Origin of the sequence: Paenibacillus intestini (assembly GCF_030803945.1) — a bacterium.
GTDB classification, from domain to species: domain Bacteria; phylum Bacillota; class Bacilli; order Paenibacillales; family Paenibacillaceae; genus Paenibacillus; species Paenibacillus polysaccharolyticus.
The window spans coordinates 848,225-861,827 of record NZ_JAURUN010000002.1 but is presented as its reverse complement, the minus strand read 5'-3'; the positions used below and the strand labels follow the sequence as shown (position 1 = coordinate 861,827).

The 13,603-nt window shown below is 43.0% G+C and carries 11 protein-coding genes and 1 pseudogene; 7 read left to right on the top strand and 5 right to left on the bottom strand.

Annotated features, from left to right (window positions below; translation table 11 throughout):
• Positions 1-55 precede the first annotated feature (55 nt).
• Entirely contained in the window at positions 56-733 is a 678-nt protein-coding gene (locus J2T16_RS08945; protein WP_221786428.1) for a hypothetical protein, read from the top strand.
• Between the two features lie 4 nt (positions 734-737).
• Positions 738-2,477, top strand: a complete 1,740-nt coding sequence (locus tag J2T16_RS08940) for a zinc ribbon domain-containing protein (RefSeq protein WP_221786429.1) — start codon at positions 738-740, stop codon at positions 2,475-2,477.
• 459 nt (positions 2,478-2,936) lie between these two features.
• Here J2T16_RS08940 and J2T16_RS08935 read toward each other — a convergent pair.
• A pseudogene (locus J2T16_RS08935) lies at positions 2,937-3,245 on the bottom strand (stage V sporulation protein R); the annotation flags it as partial.
• Positions 3,246-3,259: 14 nt separating this feature from the next.
• Between J2T16_RS08935 and J2T16_RS08930 the strand changes: the two are divergent.
• Positions 3,260-3,457, top strand: a complete 198-nt coding sequence (locus tag J2T16_RS08930) for a hypothetical protein (protein ID WP_221786430.1) — start codon at positions 3,260-3,262, stop codon at positions 3,455-3,457.
• A gap of 182 nt (positions 3,458-3,639) precedes the next feature.
• Here the strand turns inward: J2T16_RS08930 and J2T16_RS08925 are convergent, their stop codons facing one another.
• Both J2T16_RS08925 and J2T16_RS08920 read right to left on the bottom strand, forming a co-directional pair.
• Positions 3,640-4,053 carry a hypothetical protein gene (locus J2T16_RS08925; RefSeq protein WP_221786431.1) on the bottom strand — a complete coding sequence of 138 codons (414 nt, stop codon included), beginning with the start codon at positions 4,051-4,053 and terminating at the stop codon, positions 3,640-3,642.
• A gap of 60 nt (positions 4,054-4,113) precedes the next feature.
• Positions 4,114-4,536: a YqxI family protein gene (locus J2T16_RS08920; RefSeq protein WP_221786432.1), complete on the bottom strand. Its 423-nt coding sequence runs from the start codon at positions 4,534-4,536 to the stop codon at positions 4,114-4,116.
• A 400-nt stretch (positions 4,537-4,936) separates the two neighbouring features.
• Between J2T16_RS08920 and J2T16_RS08915 the strand changes: the two genes are divergently transcribed.
• Positions 4,937-5,632, top strand: coding sequence for a hypothetical protein (locus tag J2T16_RS08915; protein WP_221786433.1), 696 nt, complete (start codon positions 4,937-4,939; stop codon positions 5,630-5,632).
• Between the two features lie 184 nt (positions 5,633-5,816).
• Here J2T16_RS08915 and J2T16_RS08910 read toward each other — a convergent pair whose 3' ends face one another.
• Both J2T16_RS08910 and yhbH read right to left on the bottom strand, forming a co-directional pair.
• The gene (locus J2T16_RS08910) at positions 5,817-7,253 is read right to left on the bottom strand and encodes a SpoVR family protein (RefSeq protein WP_154886817.1); all 1,437 of its coding nucleotides are present in this window, start codon (positions 7,251-7,253) and stop codon (positions 5,817-5,819) included.
• The gene (yhbH, locus tag J2T16_RS08905) at positions 7,250-8,416 is read right to left on the bottom strand and encodes a sporulation protein YhbH (protein WP_154886815.1); all 1,167 of its coding nucleotides are present in this window, start codon (positions 8,414-8,416) and stop codon (positions 7,250-7,252) included. The genes J2T16_RS08910 and yhbH overlap by 4 nt, the downstream gene beginning before the upstream one ends.
• Positions 8,417-8,673: 257 nt before the next feature.
• Here yhbH and J2T16_RS08900 point away from each other — a divergent pair, with 257 nt between their 5' ends.
• From J2T16_RS08900 to J2T16_RS08890, 3 genes are all read left to right on the top strand, one after another.
• Entirely contained in the window at positions 8,674-10,014 is a 1,341-nt protein-coding gene (locus tag J2T16_RS08900; protein WP_261769205.1) for an MFS transporter, read from the top strand.
• 357 nt (positions 10,015-10,371) lie between these two features.
• Complete coding sequence (locus J2T16_RS08895; RefSeq protein ID WP_253495843.1) at positions 10,372-11,640, top strand: sulfotransferase family protein; 1,269 nt, start codon at positions 10,372-10,374, stop codon at positions 11,638-11,640.
• Positions 11,637-13,568, top strand: coding sequence for an asparagine synthase-related protein (locus J2T16_RS08890; protein WP_336122202.1), 1,932 nt, complete (start codon positions 11,637-11,639; stop codon positions 13,566-13,568). The genes J2T16_RS08895 and J2T16_RS08890 overlap by 4 nt, the downstream gene beginning before the upstream one ends.
• Positions 13,569-13,603 lie beyond the last annotated feature (35 nt).

Sequence of the window (13,603 nt, the reverse complement as noted above, 5' to 3'; positions counted from 1 at the left end):
GTCTTACGCATGTAAGAAAGAGGTGAATTATCTGGACTCAAAAAAAAGTTTAAATATGTACCAAGAGCTACATAAGAAATTCAAAACTAACTTTACTATATCTTTGGCTAGCGAATCAGTTCTTCTAACTAGAGTGGAGTTAAAGTCTAGGTCATTTGCTATACTAGGTCAAATTATCAGTGAAGATAAATCTCTGAATCCTCATCAAAAAGAAATAATCACAATATTTGACGAACTTTTTTCTGACATATCAATAGGTATTTATTTTGCAGCATGTTCATTGGAGAACCCAGCAAAGATTCAGTTGAGGAGGGTTTTAGAACTAGGAATAGCTTCAGTGTTCCTTTGGGATATGCCTCATATTTTTTGGGGGTGGAAAGACCACGATAACGATTTAAACTTCAATGATATGCTAGAGCATTTTTCTAAAGATGGATACAAGTCCTATATTAAGTCGATCAACAAGGAATATAACAATGCTGAAATTTTAAACTTTAAAGATGCCCGAAGACTTTACAGGATCTTAAGTAATACTGTACATGGTAAAATAACAACTTTTGAGTCAAATTTACCAAAACGTTATTCCCATCAAGTAGAGGACTGGAAATCCATCTTACAGATGGCTGAGGAAGTCGAGGATATAGTTTTAGGTTTATGGAAAAAAAGATTTAATAAATATTTCCCTGAGCTTTACATTCAAGTTCCGTCTCTTACTATATTAAATGGAAGGTGAAAGCATGATTAGTACGTTACAAGAAGATGACTTGCTACAAGCGGCAAGGATGGAAGACTTGGTCTATGATCAAATTAGTGATTTAACAGTTCTCGGAGGTTTTGAAAGAAAAATTGTTGACACTTTAAAACAAAGTGGTGCGCATTTGTTAATGGGTGCACGTGGTGTTGGCAAATCAATGTTATTAAAACAAGCAGAGATAGAGCTTGATAAGGATTTCACAGCTAGTAGGAAATTAGCTGTGTACGTTACATTCAAAACCAGTACTATTCTAGAAGGGGTTAAAGCTGAAGAGAGAGATGCTTTTCAAGTCTGGGTTGGGGCTAAGATTCTGCAAGCTCTACACGACAAACTAACTCAACTAAATTTAATTGGTCATGAAGGAAGTACCGACCCTTATTTTAGAATTTTTGGTATTAAGTCAGCACATGGTACAAAAACAATGTTACAAGATAAAATTCATCAATTGCAAAAATTGGCGATTGCTTCTGATAAAGAAAAAATTATAAATGATATTGGCAGTAATTTTTTAGATAAAGTTAACGATGTAAGCTTTATAAATGAAATAATCAGAGATGTACTTAGTGAATTTAAAATTCAAAAACTAATTTTCTTATTTGACGAAGCCGCACATACGTTTATTCCTGCTCAACAAGAAATATTTTTTGAAATTTTCAAATTATTACATGGTGGACCTATTGCAGTAAAAGCTGCGGTGTATCCAAGTGTCACTTCTTATGGAAGGAATTTTGAAGTAGGGCATGATGCATATATTTTACAAATGGACAGATACGAAACTGGTGAGTTAGGACGTAAAGCAAATAGAAAGCTATTTAGAGATTTATTGGATAAGCGATTACCCCAACAGAGTTCGCTGAGAAAAAAAATCTTCCAAAAGGGAGAAATCTTAGATAATTGTATTGATCTGTCTACAGGAAATCCTAGAGCGTTTTTGCATCTATTAGTCAGAAGCCTGGATAAAGGCTTTTCAGAAAGAGCATTGTCATTATCAACGCAAGAGTATATTGATCAGGAACTGCTACCTTATCATAATAATCTTACAAAAAGGTTACCTAAATATTCCAATCACATTAAAGTTGGTTTGGATTTATTAAAATCTTATGTTATACCTGAAATTAAAGAGAAAAATTTACGTGAACGAAAAAATACATATCAGTCAGCATTTTTCACGTTTCCCAGAGATGTTTCTCCTAACTTAAAATTGGCATTAGATATTCTTTGCTATTCAGGGGTTCTAACCAGTAGAGGTACTGTAAAAATAGCCGATAGAAAAACTGGGCTTAGGTATATGGTCCATTTAGCTTTACTTACTACAGAAAAAGTCTTCTCTTCAAATAATATTAGTGAATCGTTGGGGAACATTAGTCTAACTGATTATAGAGAATTCAGTTTAAATGATTCTAATATTGAAGGCTATCTCCAGGAGATCAAGGATTTGTCTGATAAATGTGCTGATTGTAATAGAGACTTGTCCCCGAATGCAAAGTTTTGCTCTGAGTGTGGAAAAAAAGTCGAAAACACTTCTATTATAAGTAGTTTATTGGATGAATCAGTATATAAACTACCAATAGAAGCTCATTTAAAAAATAAAATTTCTTCTACGTATCCTCGGGTAGGAGATATTATCCAGACTTCTCGTGAAGAACTTATGACTATAAAATATATTAAAGAAGTTCGCTCGAGAATTATTAAGAACGCTGCGGATGAATTTGTATCAGGATGACAACGTAAATTTAGAGAGTGTTGTGAAACTGGAATGTCAGTTTTACAACACTCTTTAGATTGTTAAAGAGCTTGGAATTAATCGATGGAAATATGAACTTTTAGATTAAACTCTCGCATAATAACTCGTTGATAAAAAAACAAGAAAGACATTGAGCAAGGCAAGCTGTATTCAACAAATGAATTGATCGAATTGGTGAAGCGTGGTGAACTATAATTGATGGTTCAATGGACCGCAACGGCGATGAATCGCAAATATAGATTCTAGTTTTCGAAACAATCATGTTAAAACGGCCAAGCGGCAAGTGCCCGAGTTATATGGTGAACTTGCCGCTTTTTTTTTATGTCATATCCTCATATGTTTTAAGCGGAAGATAAGGCATTCTTTTTCTAAAGGAAAAGATTGGTACCACCTCACTCTGACTCATGCAAAACATTTCGGGTGTACGATCACTTCCGCCTATAAAAACTTGCGGTGGTGTTTTTTGCCGTCATAGGTGAACCAGATCAAGTTTATCCTCCACACTGGTCTCCACATGCACCGTACTTCTCCAGAGTCGATATAGGTAGAGGAGTGTGTGCTCCATGTATTTCAGAACCATTTCGATGCCCTCGTATGAGCTACTGTTCACACGGGAGAATACCAACTGGTGCTAATGCTTTCCCAAGACTTGTCGGTGATTTTCCAGCCCGGTCCTTTTTTCTCAAACACATAGAGGTCGAGATCTTCGGTTAACTTTTTGGTCATGTAGTTACGGATAAAGGCTATTATCCAGAAATAGGGTGACGGTTCGAAATACCGGAGATGATGAATACCGGATTGCTTATCGTTATGTACGGAACGTCAATGTGGACGCTATTAGTTCAATTGGGCATAACGGTCGAAGAGATGAACAGTTCAACGAAGACTTCTATATTGTTACGGCGGGCACAGTGCATGACGAAGCGCTTCTTCAAAGTGGGAAGCACGACTACGCGTGAAAGAAATAGCCGCTATCAAAGTTTGTATGACAAATGCTGTAACCGTTGAAGGTCGATGTTGAAATATGCAACGAAGGGTTGAAGGAATTAAGTAGGAAGATTAATCTGGAACAATTCATGTAGGACAACATATGTGTAGACAAAAAAACAGCCGTATAGGCTGTTAGAAAAAGCATGGTATGTTAAGAGTCTTTTAAAAGTAACTCGCATAATTCTGAAAACATGGATTGTCTATGCATGGCTGTTAATAGATACTTTGGGTTAATATCACTATTCATAATCTTGTCTATATATCCGCAAAATTCATGATAATTAGGCATATTATTTACATTTAATTCTTGGACGGTTATTCCATGATTTTTCAACTTATTTAATATGTTATCAGAAATTAAAGCAGTAGTATCAATTATTTCGCGGTTGTCTACTAAATAGCGGCGGCGTGAATTCATTGAAATCATTAAAGAGTTCAGTAAGTTTGTTTGATCTTCTGTTACCTCATGATCGAGTAGATACATGAAATAAGGGTGACTATCACCGCCTATTACCATTTTCATCAGTTTGATTTGATACTTCAACAGTTCAATTTCCTTGTTCAAAAGATCGCTTCCTTTATTTATTTAATAGTGTAGCAAGGCGCTAGAGGACTTACAAATTAATTAAAGCAGAATGCCCGTAATTGCACCAGCAATTACCCTAGCATAGCCTTGTGGTATATCACATTGGAATATTAAGAAATCTAACAATTTCTTTTCGATCTCATCAGTGACAGAATCGAGGAAATCAGCTATTTTACTAGAATGCTTAGATAAGTATTTAGCTTCTTTACTAGCAACTCCTAACCAGTCTAACAGAGTGTCAAGAGCTTCTCCACCATGTCGCAATGCTTTGACAACAACAGTCTTTTTAAAACCCATTGCATCAACTGTGTCATTAGCAGGTTCTTCAACTATAGTTGGTTGTGGAAATTGTGGTTGTACTCGATCTTGTGGATTAGCAGCATAAGTTAACGACGGAGCAACTATTCCAAGACCTAAAGCTACTACTAGCGTAGCAGCAACATACTTGATTTTTTTGAACATCAATATATTACTCCTTTATCCTTTTTTTTCCTCTAGCGTCTCTCTTGAATATAATCGGGTGTGTATAAAATGTCAATAAAACACTTCTTTTTACTTTATTGTGTTTTTATTTTATATTTTAGAAGTTTTTTTAGAAATACCCAAAGAAAATAGCCTGAAAAGGGTAATTTTGGAAAAAAATACTTATTACTAAAATAGGGAAAGTACGTGAAAACTGAAATCGGGAAGGGATAGAAAACAAGGCGCATCGGACGTTAGTATGGTCGCCAAACGGAAGTAATCATTTCGGAATACGGTCAATAAATGGTTGCCAACATAAAAAAACACTTCGATTGTTTTCACCTGTTGCCTGATAAGCCGCTAGAAATGGCGCTGCTAAACATGGAAACTTTGGAACCTGATGAATCGGAAACGAATCAATTTTGAAAAGGGACGTGTAACGTTCTCGCCGTTTTCTGCGTCCGAGTGTGAACGCGAATTGTTCTATAAGACGTTGAAGGGTGATAAGGATGAACAAGTAATATTTCCGTATCAGAAACGTTGGGTTCGTAATGGTTCCGCTACATGCGGCACGGTACAAAAAGATCTGATTTATGCTGAACGTTTGGACGGTGTGAAGTTCACCGTTGATCGAATGTCTGACAAAACACCCGCATGGGAGCAAAACTTGAAGGGCGTAAAGCTAGTTAAGCATAACGGCGTTCGATTCCAAATTTTTTTAGGCATGATGGACGGTATTCTTGTTTACAAAGACGGTTCACAGGCTGGATTCGAGTTCAAAACGAAATCGACGACGATGGGCGCGATTGGTGAATATAAAATGAAGGATGCCCAAGATGGGCATAAAGAAAAATGCGTTGCGTATTCGATTCTCTTCGACATGGACGAGTTCCATTTGATATATGAAAGTCTTGTTAAGAATGGATGGAACAAAGGCGAAGAAGCTAAGCCTAACGTTCGACCGTCTTCCCTGAAATGGTCAAAGATGCTGAATTCCCTTGACTTCGAGAAGCATTCCCAGCTCAAGTACGAATACGGAAATCGAAAATTTTGGACGAAGCTGAATGAAAAATTAATACGAAGAGCCATTCAGTAGTAATCGGAGGCAAAAGAAGTAAAACCAGTTTAACTGATAAGTCAAGGTGACAAATAACACTGAGCCTGAACAACCCTGCTGCCAGGCTAGCGTTTTTAGGCGGAGTTTAGCAACAGGGGTTATACTCCGAGAGCAAACCACCCGTTGGACGGGTGGTCATGATTTCAAATATTATTACTCCCGCCTATAAAAACTTGCGATGGTGCTTTTTGCCGTCATAGGTGAACCAGATCGGTTTATCTTCCACACGGGTCTCTACATGCACTGTGCGTCCCCAGAGACGGTACAGATACGGAAGCGTGCGCTCCATGTATTTCAGATCCAACTCGATGCCCTCATACTGATGTTTCAACACGAGTTCGCCTGTACGCAGATAGTCTGCATCCTGTACGACTAGATACGGAGAGCCGCCGTTAATGCGGGAAAATACAAGCTGGTCACGGATGTTTTCCCAAGACTTGTCGGTAATTTTCCAGTCGGGTCCTTTTTTCTCAAACACGTAGAGGTCGAGGTCCTCGGTTAACTTTTTGGTCATGTAGTTACGGATGAACGAGGTATCGGAGTCGAACTCGCGCACTTCGAACATTTTGGCCCGGCCTTGCCCAGGCTGACGTCCCCAACGTTCCTGTTCCTCGCGTGTCGGATGATCCCAGCGCCGCTCGATATCTTCAAAGATTTTCAGTCCCAGGTAATATGGATTCAAACTCTGCTTGGACGGTTGCACAACGGAAGAATTCAGCTTGGCAAATTCGATGGTATCCTCACTGCTCAGATCGAGTTCGCGTATAATACGTTGATGCCAGTACGAAGCCCAGCCTTCGTTCATGATTTTCGTTTCCATCTGAGGCCAGAAATAGAGCATCTCCTCACGCATCATACTCATAATATCCCGTTGCCAATCGGTGAGCACCTCGGAGAACTCTTGGATGAACCACATAATGTCTTTCTCCGGCTCTGGTGGAAAATGATGCACTTGCAGACTATCCGTGGACTTTTCCTCAGTTTGCAGATTGTCGAGCGACCACAGGTCGTCATATTGACCTTCCGGTTTAGGGGCTTTATCACCACGTTGTTCGCGAATTTTCATCTCCATATAACGCTGTTTGTCTAGGTGCCGCGGTTTAATGAGCTGTGGGTCCACATGTTCTTGAATGGCAATTACCGCATCGATGAAGGCTTCAACCGCCTCCGTGCCATATTCCATCTCATAATTGCTGATTCGATCCGCCGTGGCGGCCATGCTTTCAACCATATTGCGGTTGGATTTGGAGAAGCGGGCATTGTTTTTGAAAAAGTCGCAGTGTGCGAGTACGTGGGCGACGATTAATTTATTCTGAATCAAAGAGTTGCCATCCAGCAGAAAGGCGTAGCAAGGGTTGGAGTTAATAACGAGTTCATAAATTTTGCTCAGGCCAAAATCATATTGCATTTTCATCTTGTGAAACGTTTTGCCAAAGCTCCAGTGGCTGAACCTTGTTGGCATGCCGTAAGCACCAAAGGTGTAGATGATATCCGACGGGCAGATTTCGTAGCGCATCGGGTAATAGTCGAGGCCGAATCCATCGGCAATCTCCATAATTTCAGCAATCGCGTATTCCAGTTCGCGGATTTCATCGGTCATCCTAGGCTGCCTCCTTCTCTTTTTTGAAAAAAGCTGCGGAGCGCTTTGTACACCTCGCCTTTTTCCTTGATGACGTAATACATAAACTGATCCATCTTAATATGGCGGTAAGCAGACATGAGTGTACTGCTGCGGTTATATTGGTTCACTTCACCGTAACCAAACATGTTGCTGCGCTTCATTAATTCCCCGATCAGCTTCACACAGCGCTCATTATCCGAGGTGAGGTTATCGCCATCCGAGAAATGGAACGGGTAGATGTTGTAACTGGTAGGCGGGTAACGTTTATCGATAATATCCAGTGCCTTCATATATACAGAGGAGCAGATCGTACCGCCGCTCTCGCCACGAGTGAAAAATTCCTCTTCCGTCACTTCTTTGGCTTCCGTGTGGTGAGCCAGAAACACAATTTCGACTTTCTCATACTGACGACGAAGAAAACGAGTCATCCAGAAGAAAAAACTGCGGGCGCAATATTTTTCAAATGATCCCATCGACCCGGATGTATCCATCATGGCGATGATGACGGCATTGGACTGAGGGATGATTTTGTCTTCCCACGTTTTGTAGCGGAGATCATCCGGACTGATGTGATGAATGCCCGGATTGCCCGTGGTTGCATTGCGGCGCAGGTTCTCCAGTATGGTTCGTTTCTTATCGATGTTAGACTGCATGCCTTTTTTGCGAATATCGTTGAAGACCACGGTATGTGTCTCGATCAAATCTTTATCCTTTTGTTTCAGATCCGGCAATTCCAGTTCGGCAAAAAGAATATCTTCCAATTCCTCAATGCTGACCTCAGCTTCCACTATGTCATGACCTGGTTGATCGCCAGCTTTCTCGCCCTTGCCCGGCTTCTGGGACGCAGGATCACGGCCAATGACATCGCCAACCTGACTGTCACCGTCCCCCTGACCGACATGTTTTTGCTTTTGGTAGTTATACACGAAACGGTACTCATCCAGACTGCGAATGGGTACCTTGATGATTTGTTTTCCATCGGACATGATAATATTTTCTTCGGTGATCAGATCGGGCAGATTCTGCTTAATGACATCTTTCACCTTTTGCTGATGGCGCTGCTGGTCCTGGTACCCTTTGCGGTGAAGCGACCAATCTTCCCGGGATACGACGAACGAGTAAGGCTGGTGTGAATTTGACATGTAGGCACCCCCCATTGATTACGCGGCACAGTTTGGCCTGTCGGTAATTAAGTATATTCACGGGCGGGGACGATATGTGATGCGATCTCAACTAAAATGAATGAAATACGCTGCAATTGCCTTAGGATAGGCTGGAGCGAGGTACATGTTTAAATTTTACAAAAATCATGATCATATGTGATATCTTTCCTTTACAATAGAGAAAAAGGTCTGATTCTGAGCATCGAGCCCTGATGCATGTAAAGGAAGGATTAAGTGTGGATAAACGTGCAGTAAAAGCCTGGATTACGTATGACTGGGCCAATTCGGCTTATGCTACAACCGTGCTTGCGGCGGTGCTACCTGTATTCTATGCTTCTGTTGCTGCGGCAACATTGGATAAGGATACGGCAGCTTCTTACCTTGCTTATACACACTCTATTGGAATGTTGTGTGTGGCGCTGTTAACTCCGCTGCTAGGAACACTGGCTGATCTATCGGGACGAAAAGGGGACTTCCTGCGAGTTTTCGCGATAACAGGAATTGTGTCAACGCTGGGATTCAGCGTGATCGGAGAAGGAGACTGGTTGCTTGCGTCTACCCTGCTCGTGTTATCCACGATTGGTTTTGCCGGAGGAAATACATTCTATGATGCGATGTTACCGGATTTAGTTCCCGCAGAACGAAGAGACATGGTATCCTCCAAAGGTTATGCCTATGGTTATATAGGCGGGGGGTTACTGCTTGCAATCAATCTGTTAATGATTCAGCAGCCGGGCTGGTTCGGCATGCCGAGTACACTTGCAGGTACGCGACTTGCGTTCATTTCAGTTTCGATGTGGTGGCTACTGTTCTCCCTTCCCATCTTCCGCTATGCACCTAGAAGGCCAGCCTCGTCTGAGTTGCCTGCATCCGCAACAGGTTATGCAAAGGTTGGCGTACGCAGATTACGGCAAACCTTCGGTCAGATCCGGCGTTTTCCGCAGTTGCTTCGGATGTTGGTCGCATTCTGGTTTTTCAATGACGGGATTAATACCATTATTCTGATGGCTACAATCTATGGAACAAGCATTGGCATTGGTACATCGGATTTGATGTTGGCGCTACTAATTACGCAATTCATCGGTTTCCCGTGTACACTGCTTCTAGGTGCTTGGGCGCAGCGGTGGGGAGCAAAGCAGGTGTTATTGGTAAGTTTAAGTATTTATATTTGTATCGTTATACTTGGCTACTTTATGACCCAAGCTCTGCACTTTTATGTGCTCGCAGGGTTGGTTGGCGTTGTGCAAGGGATTAGTCAATCGACGGCACGTTCCTTGTTTAGCAATCTGATGCCGGCTGCACGAACGGGGGAGTATTTTGGATTTGTTAACATTACAGGGAAGTTCGCTTCGATCTTTGGGCCATTTGTATTTGGTTACGTGGGACAGATTACAGGTTCTACCCGCTGGGGCATTCTGTCACTGATCTTCTTTTTTGTAGCAGGCATTGCGGTATTATTAACCGTGAAGGTACAGAAAGGAATGCAGGATGCTCAGTCAGCCGACCAGGAAGAGTTGGAACGTATGCAAGGCCTAGGTATGGCTGGAAAAGGGAAGGATGTTACCTTTACCGGATAAGTTTAGTCTGGTTTCAATTGGTTAGGTTAGATTAGGTCAGCTTGGTTTAGATAAGATGGATATAGTCATTGTGTCGTATCGGTTATTGATTATCTCGGTCTCCAGATTCTGTTTATCTCATAACAGGAACTGGAGGCTTTTTTGCATTGTTGCGTACTTAGATCATCGGCAAGTGAATAAATTATGAAAAGGTGAAAATAAAAGATTGACATGATACATTTTGTATCATAGAGTAAAGGTATAAATACATATTGTATCTTAGAGTGTCGAAATTCCCTGTCATTTCCAAGGTAATGATCATCCGGTCGATCCGATCCCACGGCATAATTTTATAAATTTACAGAGGAGAGGCTGCCATTGATAGATACGCAAGGAAACGGACTTGTCTTTTTATTATGCATTCCCCGCAGTGGCAGTTCGTTATCTACCGTTATGCTGCAAAATCATAGTCGCATATTTGCCACGCAGGAGATGTGGTTTCTGATGAATCTCGTCGATTTGTCCAAAGCCGACTCTCGCGCTTACGGTGGCAGTTCCATCATCCGTCAATTTTATCAAGCGATGGTGTCCGAAGATATTTTCGAAAAGGCGTGCAGAAGCTTTGCTCTTGAAATATATAATGGATTTCTGGAAGGGAGCGGAGCAGACTTCATCGTTGATAAATCTCCGCGTTATTATTATATGCTTGAATGGCTGGATCGATTGTTTCCGCAGTCCAGACGCATTCATCTTCAGCGTAACCCCCTTTCTGTAGCGGCATCCTTTAAAAAAGTAAATCGCCATACCGGCGAAGGTTTTGATCTGATTCAGAGTCTGAATCATTCAAAACTCAATATGAAAGCCGTAGACCTGACACTTGGTCTAACTCGATTGAATGATTATTTTGCAGAGGCTCATCCTTTGGCCTACGAATTAAAATATGAACAGCTCGTTATGAAACCTCAGGAAGAACTGGAGAAGTTATGTGCTTTTCTAGGCATTACTTATGAACAAGGCATGGAGCGATATGGTCAGTTTGTGGATAGTACGAAATCTGACATGTTCTATAGTATGGGCGTCGGGGACCCCTTCCTCTCTTCACATCAGGAGGCACATCAAGGTTCTGTTAACAACTGGAAAAACATACTCGAGCGGCAAGAAGTTGAACTGTATTGCCGTGTACTCGGTGCGAACCTGTTCCACCGGATGGGGTACAGTGAACAGCTACAAGAAGCTGAAGATTGGACGGGAGTCCAGTTTCAGGCAGAGCCGGATACAGAGGTATTGGAGCGGCTCAAGCAACAGCTAGTACTCGCAACGGAGTGTCGTTGGCAGCCAAATTACCGCATGGATGCGCCGATGAATGGAGCCAAGGATCGGTCTCCGATCCACAGCGGCAGTGAGGAGAAGGAAAGCGCCAAGATTGACCCGTCACTAGCCGCTATGGCCACGATCAGACAATTGCAGGCAGCTCTTCGCGCAGCGGATCAGCGGCTGGAACGTGGGTATACGGAGCGGGAACGTTTGAAGAAACAGCTACATGCTGCCCATAGCAAATTACAACGAATCAAATCATGGATACCATTTGGTCATCGAATTAGCGCATGGGCATCCCAGCGCAAGATCGTTCGGGGAGGAAAGTCATGAGCGCCATAGCCGGAATCGTACATACAGAAGGTCAGCAAGCACTATGGGAGGACAGCTGGCGGCTCTACGCAAGTCTTGGACATATCCCGGCAGATACAACGGGGGTATGGAAAGGGGATGAAGCGTTTCTTAGTTGCCATGCTCAGTGGATTACGCTGGAGTCCGTAAACGAGAAATTGCCTCTCTATGATGAAGAAAGTCAATTGACCATCACTTCAGATGCCATTTTGGATAACCGTGAGCAACTGGCCGATCAGTTGCAGATTTCACGAGCAGAGCTGGCTGGACTGGCGGACAGCGAACTGATTCTCCGTGCATACCAGCGCTTTGGAGAAGATGTAGCTAGTCAACTTCTTGGGGACTTTGTATTTGCGATCTGGGATGAACGCCGCCGCATGTTGTTTGCTGCGAGGGATATTACGGGCATGCGGGCATTTTATTACCGACATGACGGTTCGCGATTTGCCTTCTGTACGTTAATGAAGCCATTGCTTGAGCTTGGAGGGGTGCAGAAGGCACTTGACGAAAACTGGCTATCCGAATTTCTGGCCATCCCTGACATGCACGATTCGGCTGATATTCATTCCACGGTGTATCGCGGAGTGAACCAGTTGCCCTCTGCGCACACGCTGACGTTTCGAAACGGGAGGATCGAACTCAGGCAATATCATCGCTGGGATGATGTCGAACCGCTTCGACTCAAATCAGATGAAGACTATGTTGAAGCTTTTCGTGAGGTGTTTAGCCAAGCCGTAGGTTCGCGCTTACGAACGCATAGACAGGTTGCAGCGGCATTAAGTGGTGGACTGGATTCAGGAGCTGTTGCGGGTTTTGCTTCCGGAACGCTCCGGAGTCAGGGGAAGCAGCTACAAGCTTATAGCTACGTGCCTGTTCCGGATTTTACGGATTACACATCGAAAACGTTACTAGCAGACGAGCGACCATTTATTCGTTCCACCATTAATCACGTAGGCAATATCTCGGAGAACTATCTCGATTTTGAAGGACGCAGTCCGCTCAGTGAAGTGGATACGTGGCTGAACATGATGGAGATGCCTTATAAATACTTTGAAAATTCATTCTGGATCCGTGGATTTTATGAAAAAGCGAGTGAGCAGGATGCCGGTATTTTGCTGACAGGCGCACGTGGCAATTTTACGATCTCATGGGGACCTGCACTTGATTATTACGCTAGTCTACTGAAAAGTGGCCGATATTTCCGCTGGTTCCGTGAGATGCAACAGTACAGCGAACGAACAGGGATGGCATTCTCACGCATCGCCCGTATTACAGGCCGTAAAGCGTTCCCAGACTGGTTCAAAGGAAATAACAAGGGGACAGCTCAGCCTGCAGGCGCACAACTGATTCATCCAGATTTGGCCAGGAGAACAGGCGTGCTGGAGCGACTTAAATCCATCCTTGTACTCCAGGGCGGTGCCCGAGCCGATGCACTACAGGTGCGAGCCGACAAGTTCAACAATCTAGCGATCGCGAATAAAAATGGGGCCGTCGCCACCAAATGTTCCCTTCGTTACCGGGTATGGGAACGCGATCCAACAAGTGATCCAAGAGTGATCCGATTTTGTCTCTCTGTCCCGATTGAGCAGTATGTAAGACAGGGAACGGATCGTTCGCTCATTCGCCGTGCTACATCACCGGAATTGCCGGACAAAGTGAGGCTTAATCAGCGTGTACGGGGCGTACAGCCTGCCGACTGGCTACACCGTATTTTGCCTGACTGGCAGACGTTTACCTCGGAACTGCAAACCTTGTGTTCTGACAGTCAGGTTGCCGGCATATTAAACACGGATCGGATTAAATCGGCTCTGGCTAATTTTCCGAGTCCCAGGCCCGAACTGGCATCCCATCCAGATTTGCGTTTAATGATGCACAGTTTAATTGTATACCGCTTTATTCAGAAGTTTTGATCCAAGGCAAACGTATACGCTCTTGAAAGGAGGTG

Bases quoted from the DNA above. Each gene is read 5' to 3' on its own strand.
- J2T16_RS08945 (WP_221786428.1), top strand. From the start codon at position 56: ATGTACCAAGAGCTACATAAGAAATTCAAAACTAACTTTACTATATCT.
- J2T16_RS08940 (WP_221786429.1), top strand. From the start codon at position 738: ATGATTAGTACGTTACAAGAAGATGACTTGCTACAAGCGGCAAGGATG.
- J2T16_RS08920 (WP_221786432.1), bottom strand. From the start codon at position 4,536: ATGTTCAAAAAAATCAAGTATGTTGCTGCTACGCTAGTAGTAGCTTTA.
- J2T16_RS08915 (WP_221786433.1), top strand. From the start codon at position 4,937: ATGAATCGGAAACGAATCAATTTTGAAAAGGGACGTGTAACGTTCTCG.
- J2T16_RS08910 (WP_154886817.1), bottom strand. From the start codon at position 7,253: ATGACCGATGAAATCCGCGAACTGGAATACGCGATTGCTGAAATTATG.
- yhbH (WP_154886815.1), bottom strand. From the start codon at position 8,416: ATGTCAAATTCACACCAGCCTTACTCGTTCGTCGTATCCCGGGAAGAT.
- J2T16_RS08890 (WP_336122202.1), top strand. From the start codon at position 11,637: ATGAGCGCCATAGCCGGAATCGTACATACAGAAGGTCAGCAAGCACTA.